Raw genomic sequence first — 16,815 nt, forward strand, 5'->3', positions numbered from 1 at the left:
TCATCCTTTCCTCATTATGCATGCGCCAAACGCATTTCCCGGACATCGGTGAATCGTCCTTTAATCGCCGCAGCTGCAGCCATCGCGGGGCTCATTAGATGCGTACGAGATCCTGCACCTTGCCGCCCTTCAAAGTTCCGATTCGACGTTGAGGCGCATCTTTCACCTGCTGGTACGACATCATCATTCATCGCCAGACACATACTGCAACCTGACTCGCGCCATTCGAATCCTGCTTCTAAAAAGACTTTATCCAAACCTTCTTCTTCCGCTTGTTTTTTCACAGTACGGGATCCCGGAACGACAATTGCTGTCACATCAGGATGGACTTTCTGACCAGCAATGACTCCTGCCGCCTCCCGCAGATCACTCAATCGCGCGTTCGTACACGATCCGATAAATACATGCTGGATCGGGATGGACGAGAGCGGAGTCCCTTCTTCAAGCCCCATATAAGCAAGTGCTTTCTCCAGAGCCTCTTTGTCCGATTCATCCTCAAAATCCTGCGCTGATGGTACAAGTGAGCTAATTCCTGCACCCATGGAAGGATTCGTCCCCCATGTAACAAAAGGTTCGATGGATTCAGCGTCTATTTCAAGTACTGTATCGTAAGTCGCTCCTTCGTCAGATGCAAGCGCAAGCCATTTTTCTGCAGCTTCTTCAAACGCATCCCCTTGTGGCACATAACGTCTTCCTCTTAAATACTCCACCGTCGTTTCATCTGGACTAATCAAACCTGCTTTCGCTCCAGCCTCAATGGACATATTACAAATCGTCATTCGCTCTTCCATCGTCAAATCCCGAATCGCTTCACCTGTAAATTCAGCAATATGACCTGTTCCGACGTCAATGCCGAATTTCGCGATAATCGCAAGGATAACATCTTTTGCAGTTACACCGAAACCGAGCTTACCGTTAATGCGGATTTCCATCGTTTTCGGTTTTGATTGCCACAACGTTTGTGTTGAAAGGACGTGCTCCACTTCACTCGTGCCGATACCGAATGCGATGGCACCGAACGCACCGTGAGTGGATGTATGGCTATCGCCGCAGACGATTGTTTTACCTGGCTGCGTCAATCCGAGTTCAGGACCGATAATATGAACAATTCCCTGATCGGGATGGTCCATATCTGCAAGCGGAATTCCGAACTCCTGACAATTCGTTTCAAGAGTTACGATCTGCTTTTTAGCAATTGGATCAGTAATGAATGGCAAATTCCGTGTCGGGACATTGTGGTCCATCGTCGCGAAACAAAGGTCGGGACGACGCACTTTTCGCCCTGCTAATCGCAATCCTTCAAACGCTTGGGGAGAAGTCACTTCATGCAATAAATGTAAATCGATGTATAACAAATCCGGTTTACCTTGTTCTTCGTAGACAATATGCTGATCCCAAACTTTTTCAATAATAGTTTTAGCCATTTTAGTTTCTCCTCCCTCACACGTATGAAAACATAATGCTGTTAGATACAAATTGCAAATCCAGTTCTCCAATCACTTTTTCCGTCCACTCTTTCGTCGAATGGACTCGATCGCCATCACCCGATAGATCCGCAGTGAAATGACCATCTTCAAACACAGTTTCTACCGCCTTCTCAATTGTTGCCGCTTCCGTCTCCATTCCAAATGAATACCTCAGCATCATCGCTGCGGATAGAATAGCGGCTGCTGGATTCGCAACGCCTTTTCCTGCTACATCGGGTGCCGACCCGTGTACTGGTTCATACAGACCGAAACCGTCAGACCGGACACTCGCAGATGGCAATAAACCAAGGGAACCTGTAATGACAGACGCTTCATCACTCAAAATATCTCCGAACATATTCTCAGTAACAACAACATCAAAAGCACCAGGGTTTGTAATTAACTTCATCGCGGCAGAGTCGACTAACTGATGTTCCACTTCAACATCCGGATAGCCCTGCTTCATCTCTTCCACAACTTCTCGCCATAACTTACTGGACTGCAAGACATTCGCTTTATCGACAGATGTCACCTTACCGCGGCGCAACCGGGCAAGTTCAAACGCTTTTTCAACAATCCGTTCAATTTCTTCGCGTGTATAGACTAGTGTATCTACGGCAGAAGTCGCTGTTTTTCGGCTCGGTTCCCCGAAATAGATACCGCCTGTCAATTCCCGGACAATCATCATATCTACGTTTTTCGCAACTTCTTCTTTTAAAGGAGAAGCATGAAGCAAGGAAGGAACGGCTTTCACCGGACGCAAATTCGCAAATAGGTCAAAATGCTTTCTAATGGCGAGAAGACCTTTTTCCGGCCGCAATTCAGTTGGATTCTGATCCCATTTCGGACCTCCTACCGCCCCCAAGAGTATTGCATCACTTGATTCGCAGAGGGCAATCGTTTCCTCCGGCAGCGGATTATTGAACTTGTCAATCGCTTCGCCGCCAATCGAACCGTAATTGAATTGGAATTTGTGATTGAACCGTCTTGCAACCACTTCAAGAATTTTCACTGCCGCTTCTGTCACTTCCGGTCCAATTCCATCACCTTGTAATACAGCTACTCTTTTTTCCATTGAACTTCTCCTCCTTATTGTTTTTAAAATTTATTCATATTGTGAAATGCGCGAAATATTCAGTCTAAATAACATGAAGTACGTTCTTTCTTAACTTTCAACAGCCACCACGTCCATCTTTTTTTCCTGGTCTTTCACTAACTTCCTGTTAATAGCGTTCAAATACGCTTTCGCTGAAGCTTCTAGTACGTCTTGTGAAATATCACGTCCTGTATATGTCTCACCATTAAAACGTAAATTCACAATCGCTTCGCCTAATGCATCGCGGCCTTTTCCAATAGAAGTAACTCGGTAATCGAGTATATTAACATGACCTTTGACGACCATTTCCAATGCGTTGAATATCGCTTCCACAGAACCTGCACCAGTCGTTGCAATAACGACGTTTTCGCCTGTCGGAACCGTAACCGCGACAGTAGCAGTCGGAACGTTCGACGTACCATATTGGACTTGCACATTTGTCAGTTCATAAATGTCTGCATCCGCATATTCAATTTGTTTACCAGTGAAGAGGACGAATAGATCATCTTCCGTAATTTCCTTTTTCCGGTCAGCGAGTCTCTTGAATTCATTGAACGCCTCATTCAACTGGTCTTCTGATAACTCAAAGCCCATTGTAATGGCACGATCATTGAATGCATGTCTGCCGGAATGTTTGCCCATAGCCAGCGGAGCTGTTGTTTCGCCAATCAATTCAGGTGTAATAATTTCATATGTTTCACGGTTTTTCAGCATACCGTCCTGATGGATTCCTGATTCATGTGCAAACGCATTTTTGCCTACAACCGCTTTATTCGGCTGGATCATGACGCCCGTCAACTGACTGACAAGTTGACTCGTACGTTTAATTTCGTGTAAATGAACACCCGTTTCCAACCCGTAATAGTCTTTTCGTATATGAAGTGCCACTGCGATTTCTTCGAGCGCGGCATTTCCAGCCCGTTCACCAATCCCGTTAATCGTACCTTCCACTTGATCGGCTCCATTTTCAATGGCAGCAATCGAGTTCGCAACCGCCATCCCTAGATCATTATGACAATGAGCGGAAAGCTTCACACGGTCAATACCTGTCACATTCTCTTTCAAGTATTTGAATAAAGCCCCGTATTCCTTAGGTGTTGCGTAGCCGACTGTATCTGGAATATTGATTGTTGTTGCGCCTGCTTGAATCACTTGATTAATGATTTTTACGAGAAAAGCAGGGTCAGAACGGAATGCATCTTCTGCTGACCATTGAACGAGAGGAAAGAACTTTTTCGCGTATTTTACAGCTTCCACTGCGATATCCACAACTTGATCAGGTGTTTTCTTCAGTTTATATTCCATATGAATCGGTGATGTCGCAAGGAATACATGAAGGTGGGGGTTCTGTCCGCCTTTCAGCGCTTCCCAAGACGTATCGATATCACTCTTCATTGCCCGGGCAAGCCCTGTCACTGTTGAGTTTTTCACCGTATTCGCAATTCGTTGTACAGCATCAAAATCACCAGGTGAGGAAGCAGGGAATCCTGCTTCGATCACCGTAGCGCCAAATCGTTCGAGTTGGCGGGCAATTTCCATCTTTTCGGCTGTATTCAGATTGATACCTGCTGATTGTTCACCGTCACGAAGTGTCGTGTCAAAGATGTCAATTTTTCGCACTCGCCACCACTTCTTTCTGTTTGGTTTTCTTCCCTTCATTAACGAAAGGCATCATCGCACGCAACTTTTCACCGACAACTTCAATTTGGTGCTTCGCTTCTGATTCTTCATATGCGTTAAAGTTCGGACGACCGTTTTCGTTTTCATCAATCCATCCTTTTGCGAACTTACCTTCCTGGATATCTGTCAAAATATCTTTCATGCGTGCTTTTGTATCTGCATCGACTACACGTGGTCCTGAAACGAAATCGCCCCACTCAGCTGTATCGGAGATTGAATAGCGCATTCCCGACATTCCACCTTCGTACATTAAGTCAACGATTAGTTTCAATTCGTGCATCGTTTCAAAATACGCAAGTTCTGGCTGGTATCCTGCTTCTACCAACGTTTCAAATCCTGCTTTGACTAGTGAAGTCAACCCGCCGCAAAGTACAGCTTGCTCTCCGAATAGATCTGTTTCCGTCTCTTCTTTGAATGACGTTTCAAGAACACCAGCACGAGCTGAACCGATCCCTTTTGCATAAGCAAGTGCAACGTCTTTCGCCTGACCGGATACGTCTTGGTAAACTGCGAACAATGCCGGTACACCTGCACCTGCTTCGTATGTTCTACGAACGAGATGTCCAGGGCCTTTAGGTGCAACTAGGAATACATCTACATCTGATGGTGGATTGATTTGTCCGAAGTGAACGTTGAATCCATGTGCGAAAACGAGTGATTTGCCAGCTTTTAGTGCCGGTTGGATTTCCTCGTCGTATACTTTTTTCTGTCTTTCGTCCGGAAGTAAGATCATGATGATATCCGCTTGTTCAGCCGCTTCAGCAACTGTCTTCACTTCAAGGCCATCTTCTTTCGCTTGGTCGAATGATTTACCTGGACGTACGCCGACAACTACGTTGAATCCTGAGTCCTTCAAGTTTTGTGCGTGCGCATGACCTTGTGAGCCGTATCCTACTACCGCGATTGTTTTTCCTTCTAAAAGTCCTTCGTTGATATCTTGGTTATAATACATTTTAGCCATTGTAATTTCCTCCTCGGTTTTTGGTTTCTTGGGTTTTAGTTTTTTATATTGGAATTTCATTGTCACGCCTGTATTTGCTAGTACTGCGCCCGTATATAGCGGTTCTGCGCTCGTATTCGTGGCTCGTGCGCCCGTATATGCCCGTTCCGCGCTCGTATTCGTCGGCCACGCGCCCATATATGTCAGTTCTGCGCTCATATTCGTCGGTTGTGCGCCCATATATGCCGATCACGCGACCATAAAATCCTACCTACTTCAATATCGACAACTGAGGCGATGGCGCTTTTTGGTTTTCACGGGTAAATGCCGTGACTCCAGTCCGCGTCAATTCTTTAATGCCATAAGGTTTCACCAGATCGATAAATGCTTCAATCTTTTCCGGCGTACCGGTCACTTGGTAAGTGACGACACTTTTACCTGTATCGATGACGGTCGCACGGAATGGTTCGATGACGCTGTTAATTTCACTGCGTGCATGCGGCGGTGACATCACTTTCACTAATGCCAACTCCCTCATAACAATCGCTTTGTCGGTGATGTCATGTACTTTGATGACGTCAATTTGTTTTTGAAGTTGTTTCAGCAGTTGTTCGGTTTTACGCTCTTCATCGATATGGACAATGAATGTCATTTTTGACATACCAGATTGTTCTGTATGACCGACTGTAATGCTTTCGATATTGAATTGACGCTTCATCAATAAGCCTGTCACTCGGTTCAATACGCCGCTTTGATTAATAACAGTAACAGTTATAACTCTTCTCATTTGCTTTTCACCCCGATCATTTCATGCAGACCTTTTCCTGGTGCAATCATCGGATAGACATTTTCTTTCATTTTCACACGACAATCAATTAATGCCGGTTCGTCAGATAATAGTGCCTCACGGAAAATTTGTTCTGCATCGTCTTTTTTCGTAATGCGGTAACCTTTAATGTCATAGGCTTCAGCCAGTTTGACGAAGTCCGGTTGCACGGGAATCAAAGACTGCGAGTAACGTTCATCGTAAAACGTTTCTTGCCATTGACGCACCATGCCAAGTGCTCCATTGTTCAAAATGACGATTTTCACCGGGAGACGCATTTCCTGCAATAACGAAAGTTCTTGCGCCGTCATTTGAAACCCGCCGTCACCGACAAATGCAATAACACGTTTATCGGGTCTTGCAATTTGTGCGCCGATTGCTGCCGGGAATCCAAAGCCCATCGTTCCAAGTCCGCCGGAAGTCACCCAATGATCAGGGTTGTTCAATGCGTAATATTGAGCTGCCCACATTTGATGCTGGCCGACGTCTGTCGTAACGATTGCATCGCCTTCTGTAATGCGGTGAACCATCTGGATTGCTTGCTGTGGCAAGATTTCATGCTCATCCTCGATGTACCAAAGTGGAGCGTCTTCTGTCATGTCATTCAAGTGAATCCACCAATCAGCAGTATCAGGTGCTTTGAAATCTTGCTTAAGCAATGCTGCCAATGCTTTTTTGGAATCTGCGACAATCGGAATCTCCGTCGGGACGTTTTTACCGATTTCAGCTGGATCGATGTCGATATGAATGACTTTCGCGTTCGTTGCGAATGAATTCAAATTACCTGTCAGCCGATCGTCGAAACGTGCACCGACATTCAATAGCACGTCACATTCACTGATCGCCATATTCGCTGTGTACGTTCCGTGCATACCTGCCATACCGAGGAACAATTCATGATTTCCAGCAATACTGCCGAGACCTAGCAGTGTATTCGTCACAGGAATCTTTTTCGTTTCAACGAGTTCTTTTAACTCTTCCATCGCCTGGCCATGTAACACACCGGCACCTGCTAAGATTAGCGGCTTTTTTGCATTGGCAAGTGCCTCTGCGGCTTTCTGTATTTGTAAATAGTTAGGACTTGTCGTCGGCTGATAGCCCGGCAAGTTCACTTCCGCGTAGCGTTCTTCTTCTGTCACAAAAATTTCTGTCGCAATATTTTTAGGAACATCGACGAGTACGGGGCCACGACGTCCGGTTGAAGCGATATGGAATGCTTCTTTAATGATGCGCGGTAGGTCTGCAACATCCTGGACTTGATAGTTATGCTTTGTAATCGGTGTAGTAATACCGATGATATCCGCTTCCTGGAAAGCATCCGTTCCGATGACTGTCGTTGCCACTTGCCCTGTGAAAACGACTAGCGGTAATGAATCCATCATCGCATCCGTTATACCTGTCACAAGATTCGTTGCCCCTGGACCAGATGTTGCAATGACAACACCAGGTTTCCCCGAAACACGTGCATACCCTTCCGCCGCATGGATCGCTCCTTGTTCATGACGTGCAAGTACATGTGGAATCGGATCCTTATACAACGCATCATAGATCGGTAAGACCGCCCCTCCTGGGTAACCGAACACGACTTCGACTCCTTGGTCCTTTAACCCTTGGATAAGAACGGCAGAACCGTCCATCTTCAGGTTACTTTCTTGCTTTTCCATCGGCTCTGGTGTTTGCTCCATAACTGCCTGCTTCGTTTGAACTTCCGCACTCATTTGCTGACTCCTCCTGACTATTCTAATTATCCGTTTATACAAAAAAGAAAAGCCTTTTCTCCCCACACAAAGAAATCCGATCTTCGTGTAAGGGATGAAAAAGCTTTTCATGGTACCACCCTTGTTTACGGCTTGCGCCGCCTCGTGAATGAGCATTCAATTCACTGCACATACGTGCAATCAATTAAATGTCCATTCTTTGCTAACGGGCTACAACAATCATATGCCCGGGACTGCCTACTCGGTTTCCCTTTCAGCAATCCCCTCCGGAGTGATATCGTGGATAGTTGCAATGCCGGCTTTCAGCGCTACCGGCTCTCTGTAAATGCAAGGATCTATCCCCTTTTGCCCCATCATCGGTTTATTATATTTTCATCACGCCGCCAGTGCTTGCCGACGTAACGAGTTTTGAGTATCTGGCTAAATAGCCTTTTTTAATTTTTGGTTCGAATGGTTGTAATTTCGATCTACGCGCTGCCAACTCTTCTTCAGAAACAAGTAATTCGATTGTCCGATTTGTCAAATTGATGTCGATAATATCTCCATCTTCTACCAATGCAATCGGACCACCTTCAGCCGCTTCAGGTGAAATGTGACCTATGGAAATACCACGGGATGCACCTGAGAACCTGCCATCTGTAATCAAAGCCACTTTTGTTCCTAAACCTCTGCCTTGAATAGCTGACGTCGGAGCGAGCATTTCCGGCATTCCCGGACCACCTTTTGGACCTTCATAACGGATGACAACGACGTGGCCTTCTTTGACAGTTCCATTATCAATATTCTCCTGTGCCGCTTCCTGTGATTCAAAAACAATTGCTTTACCTTTGAATTGTTTGATTGACGGATCGACTGCACCGACTTTAATGACGCCGCCTTCAGGAGCAATATTTCCGAATAAAACGGATAACCCTCCAACAGGACTGTACGGATTGTCTTTCGTACGAATGACTTCTTTGTTCGTAATATGATAATCTTGTACGTCTTCACCGATCGTTTTCCCTGTAATTGTTAAGCGATCCGGATGAATCGCACCTGGTATCTTTGTTAATTCATTAATAATCGAACTGACGCCACCTGCTTTGAAAATGTCATCCATCGAAATATCCGACGCCGGCATAATCTTCGCCAAATAAGGAACGCGCTCAGCGACGATATTAATATCTTGTACGCTATAGTCAATTTCAGCTTCATGCGCAATTGCTAATGTATGGAGGACAGTGTTAGTGGAACCACCCATTGCCATATCAAGTGCAAATGCATCATCGATCGCTTCTTTTGTTACGATGTCACGAGGTTTAACGTCTTCTTTGATCATACGAATTAAGTGTTTTGCAGCATCTTTAATGAGTTTGTGGCGCTCATCAGATGTGGCGACGATCGTACCATTTCCAGGTAGGGCCAATCCGAGCATTTCCATCAAACAGTTCATCGAGTTCGCAGTGAACATCCCTGAACATGATCCACATGTCGGACACGCGTTATTCTCGATATCGAGTAGTTCTTCAGCTGACATCTTGCCTGACTTGAAAGCGCCGACCCCTTCAAATACCGAAGTGAGTGAAAGTTGCTTTCCTGATGAAGAAACGCCGGCTTCCATCGGTCCGCCTGATACGAATACGGAAGGGACATTCGTCCTCACCGCCGCCATGAGCATCCCTGGTGTGATCTTGTCACAGTTCGGAATGTAAAACACGCCGTCGAACCAGTGGGCATTGATGACCGTTTCTGCAGAATCAGCAATAAGTTCGCGGCTCGGTAAGGAGTATCGCATACCGATATGCCCCATCGCGATTCCATCATCCACACCGATCGTGTTGAATTCAAATGGAACTCCGCCTGCTTCCCAAATTGCTTCTTTTACAATTTCAGCAAATACATTTAAATGTCTATGGCCTGGAATAATATCAATATACGAATTGCAGACACCGATGAAGGGCTTTTCCAGATCCTTCGTCTTAATACCGGTTGCATATAGTAAACTTCTGTGCGGTGCCCGATCGACACCTTTTTTAATCATGTCACTTCTCATCTGCAATCTCTCCTAATCAACTTATCCATCAGCTTTTAAACTGCTAGAAATATGTGAATCAACTCACATATCGAAATAGATTGTTGCTATCATATATCGTATAACGACCATAGTCAACCGCCTATTTCAAATTATCGCCCAATTTGGAATAGAAGATAATAATGTATCCGCTTACAAGTGCGATATATTGCATATTCAAAAGAAAAAGAAATAAAAAAATTATTTTTTATCGTTTTACGTTCTATTTGATTTTGACGCTCTTTCATTCGTTAAATTTGTCAATCCGCCATCCCGTCTTTTTCAGATAGATGTATTTGACAGTAATTTTTTCAGCTGTCCTCGTATCTCCGATTGGAACCGTAATTTCAAATACCATATAATCGTTTTTCACTTTCAACTCTTTTGCCGTAGCCATTTCCCATTGGAGCTGTGAGCTTATTTCTACTTCCGGTTGTGCAAGCTTGCCTTTATGTTTCAAGATTCCATGTTCTTTCATAAACCGTTTCGCTTTCTTTTTTGTAATGAATTTCTGCATTTCTGTTTTCAACTTCTTTTTTGAATCTAAATGAGCCGCCATGTAGCGGTATTCCATACCTTTATGAGTAAACGATACGTATTCACCTTCCTTATACAAGCCGCCTGCCATAATCACATTACTCGTTTCTGCCCATGCACTAGCGAGCTCCACAGCATTTTTCGGCGACAGCGCAACATAACCCGCGGGTGGGCTGCTGCATGCTGTTAGTAGAAGCAGGATTGAAAGCAACCACCCAATTGCCAGTTTTCTCCTCATCGATGAACCTCCTCATATAGCTCATACTTAAGCGTATGAATCGCCAAGAGTTCACATACACACTAGCGTATCGAAACGTAAACCGTTCGTAACGAAACGTAGGCGGCGTATCGAAACGTAACTCGCTCGTATCGAAACATAGACGCGGCGTATCGAAACGTAACTCGCTCGCATCGAAACGTAGACGCGGGGTATCGAAACGTAAACCGCTCGTAACGAAACGTAGGCGGCGTATCGAAACGTAAACCGCTCGTAACGAAACATAGACGCGGCGTATCGAAACGTAACTCGCTCGTAACGAAACGTAAGCGGCGTAACGAAACGTAACTCGCTCGCATCGAAACATAGACGCAGCGTATCGAAACGTAAACCGCTCGTATCGAAACGTAGACGACGTATCGAAACGTAAACCGTTCGCATCGAAACGTAGATGCGGCGTATCGAAACGTAACTCGCTCGCATCGAAACGTAGGCGGCGTATCGAAACGTAACTCGTTCGCATCGAAACGTAGATGCGGCGTATCGAAACATAAACCGTTCGTAACGAAACGTAGACGACGTATCGAAACGTAACTCGCTCGCATCGAAACATAGACGCGGCGTATCGAAACGTAACTCGTTCGTAACGAAACGTAGACGTTACAACACACCATCTTGTCAGTACTTGTCGAAAGTTGATTGACAATTGGTCTTTCAAAGAAGATCTATAGGAATATACACGTCTTCATGGAGAAACTTTCGACAAAGTTTGCATAATCCGCAACTGTGGATAACCTTGTCCACGTTGTCCACACCACCCTGTGGGCTTTATGACGCTTACAAACAAGTTAACCACATCTTATCCACGCTTATCTGTGGATAAAAGAACGGTTGTTCTATATACTATTATTTGATATTGTAAATATACAGAAATTAATACTTTATGCAGCCTAACGAGACTGTATGACAAGGAGGTGTAGAAATTGACTAGAATATCGGACGATTTGTTAATTGATTCTTATAGCAAAGCAGTGGAAATGAAGCTTTGTCCGAAATTCATCACATTATTAGAACAAGAAATCAGACTTCGTTCGTTGAAGTTAGCTTGCGAACTCCCCAACGACGTCAAAAAGAGCCCATCCACATTTTAATGGACAAGCCCTTTGAGACTATCTATTTTACTGTCACATTTAGATAAATGCCTGTTTTCACTTGTCGTCCTTTAGTATCCACCCAACGAGGATGGATGATCAGCATGTACGAGCGTCCCGCTACGAGAGGTTTCTCTGGAATCAGCTCAACAGTTTTGCTGTCTTTCACAACGACTTTCACAGGAATTCTCTGGCCACCAAGCTCCACGAGTTCAATTGCAGAATGGTCGATAGTAGAGAAGTCCATTGCTTTCGTCATCTGGACAGTAAATGTCTTCGTTGTTTTCACATTTTCCAAACTGGAGAGATGTGCATACCCCTTCACTTTCAACATGAGGTGGTCAAAATGAGCTGTTGTCAGTTCTTCACCTACGTTCGTCACCACGTCCGGATAAATACCGACTCCGTTTACAGCGATGCCTTTCGGCGAATAAAACCGTGCTGTCGTCAATTTCAATACGCTTCCGTCAGAAAATGCATACATCGTCTGCATTGTGCCCTTGCCGTACGTGTTTTGACCGTAAACCGTTGCTGCTCCTACTTCTTTCAAATTGACAGCCAACATTTCAGAAGCGCTTGCGCTAAATTCATTGACGAGTAATGACACTGGACCTTCGATTTGCTCCTTCTGGTTCACGGCAGGATAGATTGAAGGCTCTTTGTTTTTCTCTCGCAATTGAAATGCTTCTTTCACGTCCGGAAAAAAACCAGAAACTTCCTGAGCAGCGGTAATATAGCCGCCGCCGTTGTTACGGATGTCAAAAATATAACTATCCGCCTTCCCCAACTTACTTATGGCACGCGCAAGCTCTTTACTTGAATCCCCCGCAAAGCTGTTCAGTCGGATATAACCGATATTTCCGCCAAGCATTTCATATTCCACAGTCGGTAAATGAATTTCTGCACGCCGGATCGTTTTCGTCAGCTTGATGATTCGCCCTTCTTTCATTCGCTCAATAGCCAACACAACTTCCGTATTTTCTTCCCCGCTTATTAAAGGGATTGCAGCTTGGATAGATTTGCCTTTCAAAGAGACACCATCCGCATGTGTCAACAAATCACCAGCAACAATTCCAGCAGATGAAGCCGGTCCATCTTTAATGACTGATAACACTTTGACACCATTCAAATCTTCTTCCAATACAACACCAATACCGACAATCCGCTGTTCAATGCCGTTCATGAATGCTTCATACTCTGCTTTTGTCATGTATACAGAATGTACATCGAGGCCTTTCATAATCTCTTTGGACGTCCCCTTACTCAAGACGGATTCTGGCACTTCATCCACATAGTGCTTCTGCACAAGTTGACGGATCTCATCGAGCGGTTCTGTCGCTGCGGAAACAGTGAACGGCATTATGACTATCAATATGGCAGCTAACAGCAACAATGGTCGCAATGTTTTTCTAATCAAATCAAGATCCTCATTTCAAATTCGCTTTTCTATCAGTATACTTCTTTTCCTATAATTCTGTCAGTAGTAGCTTGGAAATAAAAAACAGAACATCTCCGATCACGACGATCAAAGATGTTCTGAATGACTAACATATCACTTCACTTGAGCAGTCTGTTGCTGCTCTTTACGATTTTGCGCATAATTCAATGCGAACATTGCAGCGACGACAATTATACCGGCTACATCTGTAATTGTTTCAGGGATGATCATCATAAGTGCACCTGCTGCAAGGACAATACGCCATAGTGGATTTAAATTCGTTTTAAAGTACCCTTCTATCGCGGCACTTAAAGCAATGATTCCAATGATTGCGGTTATCGTGATCATTGCAATATCAATCGTTGATGCTACAGGGAATTCACGTGCGTTCATTGCAACTCCTGTCGTATCAATCATGAGCATTGCAGGATTATAGACGAACATATAAGGAATGAGGAATCCAGCGGCTGATAGTTTCAGCGCTGTGAATCCGGTCTTCATCGGATCTCCTCCGGAAATTCCTGCCCCGGCAAATGCAGCAAGCGCTACTGGTGGCGTAATATTCGCGAAAATACCGAAGTAGAATACGAACATATGCGCAACGAGAATTGGAATGTCAAACGCAGCTAACGCAGGCGCCGCCATCGTAGCTGTAATAATATAAGCAGGAATCGATGGAAGTCCCATGCCAAGAACCATTGAAGCAATCATCGTAAAGAACAACGTCAGGAACAATGAACCCGCTCCAAGACTTGCAATGGAAGAAGTCATGACGTTCCCAAAGCTTGTCAAACTGACAACACCAATAATAATTCCGACAACTGCACACGCAACCATTACAGAAAGTGACTGGCGAGCACCGCTATCTAAAGCACCTAAAATATCTTTGAACGACATTCTAGTCGTCTTTCTAAGCATTGCTACAACGACTGTTGCAACGATTGTGTAAAATGCCGCATGACCGATCGGTACGTTGCGGTACAACAAGAAAATCAGATAGACGATTGGAATTAAAAGATGTCCTCGTTCCATCATAACTTCTTTCACTTTCGGCAGATCCGGTTTCGGAATGCCCTTCAAGTTGTCTTTACCTGCGCGGAAATGCACTTGCATTATAACCGCTAGGAAATAAAGGACAGCAGGTATTAATGCCGCCAAAGCAATTGTTCCGTATTTTACACCTGTCGTCTCCGCCATGATGAATGCACTTGCACCCATGATTGGCGGGAGAATTTGACCACCGACGGAAGCACTTGCTTCAACTGCTCCGGCAAAGTTCTTGGAATAACCGACACGTTTCATCATTGGAATTGTAAAAGCACCTGTTCCAACAACGTTCGCAACTGCAGCTCCGTTAATGCTTCCCATGAATCCACTGGAAATGACTGCTACTTTTGCAGGTCCGCCTTGCTTATGACCCGCAATTGCAAGCGCCAAATCATTGAAGAACTGACCCATTCCTGATTTCGCTAAAAACGCGCCAAATAGAATGAATAAGAAGATGAACGAGACGGACGCTCCAATCGCTGTCGAATATAGCCCTTCCGTCTTCAAGTACATCTGGCCGAAAATATCGCCTAAGTCATATTTACGTGTCGCCATAAGATTCGGTACCCAGCTCATATGACTGAAGAATGGGTAAGACAGAAACGCCAATGCCAAAATCGGAAGAATCCATCCTGTTACACGACGTGCAGCTTCTAAAATGAGCGCAACTGTTAAAATGGCCATTATAATGTCCATCGTATTCGGAATTCCGCCACGTGTCGTAACGATTGCCGTGTATTCCTTAATGAGATACCCGGCTGTCATTAGCCCTAAAATGAACAACAGCCAATCGTAAATCGCAACTCGGCTACGATCTTGTCTACTGTACGTAGGATAGATAAGGAAGATGAGTGAAATACCAATTGCTACGTGAACTGCTCGTTGCTGAAGCGCAGGCATTGGGTAAAATGTGATGTATAGATGAAAGAGGGAGTAAAGGATCGCAATAGCGGATACAAAGAAGGCCACTCTCTTTCCCGAAAATTTTCGTACTTTCGATTCGGTGTCAAACTTCTCGAGCAACTCAGCTTGCTGTTCTTCTGTAAGCGTCTCTGTATGTTCAATAGTTTCTTTATTATTCTCAAGCTTAGTCAATTTTTTCACCTCTTAATAAATTCCATAAGGATACTTGTTCAACACGAATGAAAACGGTGTCATAATCATCAACAAGTTCGTATAAAGCGATTTGTTTTTTTTCCGTGTACAAAGTGGTTTGAACATTATCAGATACAGCAAGTGCTAATTCTTCCATCGGTTCATTTACAATCATATGTACAAAACCATCAGTCGATTTAATCACTTTTGCGTCTGAAGGAACTCCAGCCCCAAATGTCTTGAACTTCGTACTCGTTAATAGTAATCCAGCGTCTTTCTTCTCGAATGATTCAAACCATGGCTCTTTCTCAACAGAGTGAATCCAACCGATGTCAAAAGCGTCTTCTTTCAAATAAAAACTACCATCCGGATAGTCTACTAGAATGGTAGGAATTCTTATAAAAAATAGAGAAAGCAGGAGCATGATGACCATGCCCCCACTTAGGTAAATCTTACTTCTGCTCATCGTAATACTTTTGAGCTCCAGGATGAACAGGCGCTACCATCCCTTTTTGTGCACCTTCAAGCGTAATGTCTGTTGCAGCTTGGTGAGAGTTTCCAAGATCCCCTAAGCTATCAAAGAACTTCTTCGTTAACTTGTACACATCATCTTCGCTTAAGTCACTGCTTACAACTAGCGCGTTCATGATCGCTGCTGTTGGCACGTCTTCAGCATTGCCATAAGTGTCTGCAGGTATATCCATGGCAACGAAGTACGGCTGCTCTTTAGAAATTTCTACAACTTTATCGTGATCGACTGCAACAATAGCAAGATCGATACTAGCTGCAAGTTCCATAACTGATGAGTTCGGAAGACCACTTGTAAGGAAAGCTGCGTCGATACTGCCGGATTTAAGACCGTCAGCCGCTTCAGCATACCCTAGATAATCCACTTTAAGATCATCATATGTAATTCCAAAACCTGATAGCAAGTTACGTGCGTTCACTTCAACACCAGAGTTCTGGTCGCCAACTGCTACGCGCTTACCTTTTAAATCTTCAATCGTTTTAATGCCCGATCCGACAGTCGTTACGATTTGAACGTAGTTCGGATAAAGAGCAGCAATTTGTTGCACTTTGTCAGTCGCTTCAGTGAAGTTGCCAGTACCTTCGACAGCTTCCGTCAACACGTCACTCATAACAAAAGCCATTTCAACTTTACCTTCTTTAATCAGGTTGATGTTCTCGACAGAAGCACCAGTTGACTGTGGCTTAGAGTTCACACCGAACTCCTTGGAATATTCGTTTGCCAGCGTTGTTCCGATAATGTTATATGGGCCAGATGATCCACCCGTCGCAATCGTTACAATTTTCGTTTCAAGGCCATCAGCGTCTTTATTACCGTCTGCACTGCCTTCGTCTTTCTTCGAATCTCCACAAGCTCCTAAAATCGCAGCACTCATTAAAGCGCTTGCAAAAACTAGTCCATACTTTCTAAGTTTCATATAAATCATCCTTCCTACAAGTGTCTAATAACGTGTTCAATCTTACAGTATTTGATTTTTGAAAGCAAGCTGATTTTTCTATCACTTTAAATGCAAACTAACGTCTAAC

The 16,815-nt window shown here is 44.4% G+C and carries 13 protein-coding genes; 1 reads left to right on the forward strand and 12 read right to left on the reverse strand.

Going from position 1 to position 16,815, the window contains the following annotated elements; translation table 11 throughout:
• Positions 1–14: 14 nt before the first annotated feature.
• The 8 genes from leuC to H9649_RS09115 form a co-directional block, all read right to left on the reverse strand.
• On the reverse strand, positions 15–1,424 hold the full coding sequence (gene leuC, locus H9649_RS09080; protein WP_191694431.1) for a 3-isopropylmalate dehydratase large subunit: 1,410 nt from the start codon (positions 1,422–1,424) through the stop codon (positions 15–17).
• Positions 1,425–1,440: 16 nt separating this feature from the next.
• On the reverse strand, positions 1,441–2,541 hold the full coding sequence (gene leuB / locus H9649_RS09085) for a 3-isopropylmalate dehydrogenase (protein ID WP_191694432.1): 1,101 nt from the start codon (positions 2,539–2,541) through the stop codon (positions 1,441–1,443).
• A 90-nt stretch (positions 2,542–2,631) separates the two neighbouring features.
• Positions 2,632–4,182 (reverse strand): 2-isopropylmalate synthase, encoded by a 1,551-nt coding sequence (locus tag H9649_RS09090; protein ID WP_191694433.1) that lies wholly within the window; start codon positions 4,180–4,182, stop codon positions 2,632–2,634.
• On the reverse strand, positions 4,169–5,203 hold the full coding sequence (ilvC, locus tag H9649_RS09095) for a ketol-acid reductoisomerase (RefSeq protein WP_191694434.1): 1,035 nt from the start codon (positions 5,201–5,203) through the stop codon (positions 4,169–4,171). The genes H9649_RS09090 and ilvC overlap by 14 nt, the downstream gene beginning before the upstream one ends.
• A gap of 250 nt (positions 5,204–5,453) precedes the next feature.
• Positions 5,454–5,969, reverse strand: coding sequence for an acetolactate synthase small subunit (ilvN, locus tag H9649_RS09100; protein WP_191694435.1), 516 nt, complete (start codon positions 5,967–5,969; stop codon positions 5,454–5,456).
• Positions 5,966–7,693, reverse strand: coding sequence for an acetolactate synthase large subunit (ilvB, locus tag H9649_RS09105; protein WP_225229793.1), 1,728 nt, complete (start codon positions 7,691–7,693; stop codon positions 5,966–5,968). The genes ilvN and ilvB overlap by 4 nt, the downstream gene beginning before the upstream one ends.
• Positions 7,694–8,090: 397 nt before the next feature.
• The gene (gene ilvD, locus H9649_RS09110) at positions 8,091–9,758 is read right to left on the reverse strand and encodes a dihydroxy-acid dehydratase (RefSeq protein ID WP_191694437.1); all 1,668 of its coding nucleotides are present in this window, start codon (positions 9,756–9,758) and stop codon (positions 8,091–8,093) included.
• 262 nt (positions 9,759–10,020) lie between these two features.
• A complete protein-coding gene (locus H9649_RS09115; RefSeq protein WP_191694438.1) occupies positions 10,021–10,551 on the reverse strand; it encodes a DL-endopeptidase inhibitor IseA family protein in 531 nt (176 codons plus the stop codon).
• 962 nt (positions 10,552–11,513) lie between these two features.
• Here H9649_RS09115 and sda point away from each other — a divergent pair.
• Positions 11,514–11,681 carry a sporulation histidine kinase inhibitor Sda gene (sda, locus tag H9649_RS09120; RefSeq protein WP_191694439.1) on the forward strand — a complete coding sequence of 56 codons (168 nt, stop codon included), beginning with the start codon at positions 11,514–11,516 and terminating at the stop codon, positions 11,679–11,681.
• A gap of 22 nt (positions 11,682–11,703) precedes the next feature.
• Here sda and H9649_RS09125 read toward each other — a convergent pair whose 3' ends face one another.
• The 4 genes from H9649_RS09125 to H9649_RS09140 form a co-directional block, all read right to left on the reverse strand.
• The gene (locus H9649_RS09125) at positions 11,704–13,098 is read right to left on the reverse strand and encodes a S41 family peptidase (protein WP_191694440.1); all 1,395 of its coding nucleotides are present in this window, start codon (positions 13,096–13,098) and stop codon (positions 11,704–11,706) included.
• 135 nt (positions 13,099–13,233) lie between these two features.
• Positions 13,234–15,261: a TRAP transporter permease gene (locus tag H9649_RS09130; RefSeq protein ID WP_191694441.1), complete on the reverse strand. Its 2,028-nt coding sequence runs from the start codon at positions 15,259–15,261 to the stop codon at positions 13,234–13,236.
• Positions 15,254–15,727, reverse strand: coding sequence for a DUF1850 domain-containing protein (locus tag H9649_RS09135; protein ID WP_225229777.1), 474 nt, complete (start codon positions 15,725–15,727; stop codon positions 15,254–15,256). Before H9649_RS09135 ends, H9649_RS09130 begins: the two co-directional genes overlap by 8 nt.
• Complete coding sequence (locus H9649_RS09140) at positions 15,714–16,706, reverse strand: TAXI family TRAP transporter solute-binding subunit (RefSeq protein ID WP_191694442.1); 993 nt, start codon at positions 16,704–16,706, stop codon at positions 15,714–15,716. The genes H9649_RS09135 and H9649_RS09140 overlap by 14 nt, the downstream gene beginning before the upstream one ends.
• Positions 16,707–16,815: the final 109 nt, after the last annotated feature.

Source organism: Sporosarcina quadrami (assembly GCF_014836615.1).
In the GTDB taxonomy this organism is placed as follows: domain Bacteria; phylum Bacillota; class Bacilli; order Bacillales_A; family Planococcaceae; genus Sporosarcina; species Sporosarcina quadrami.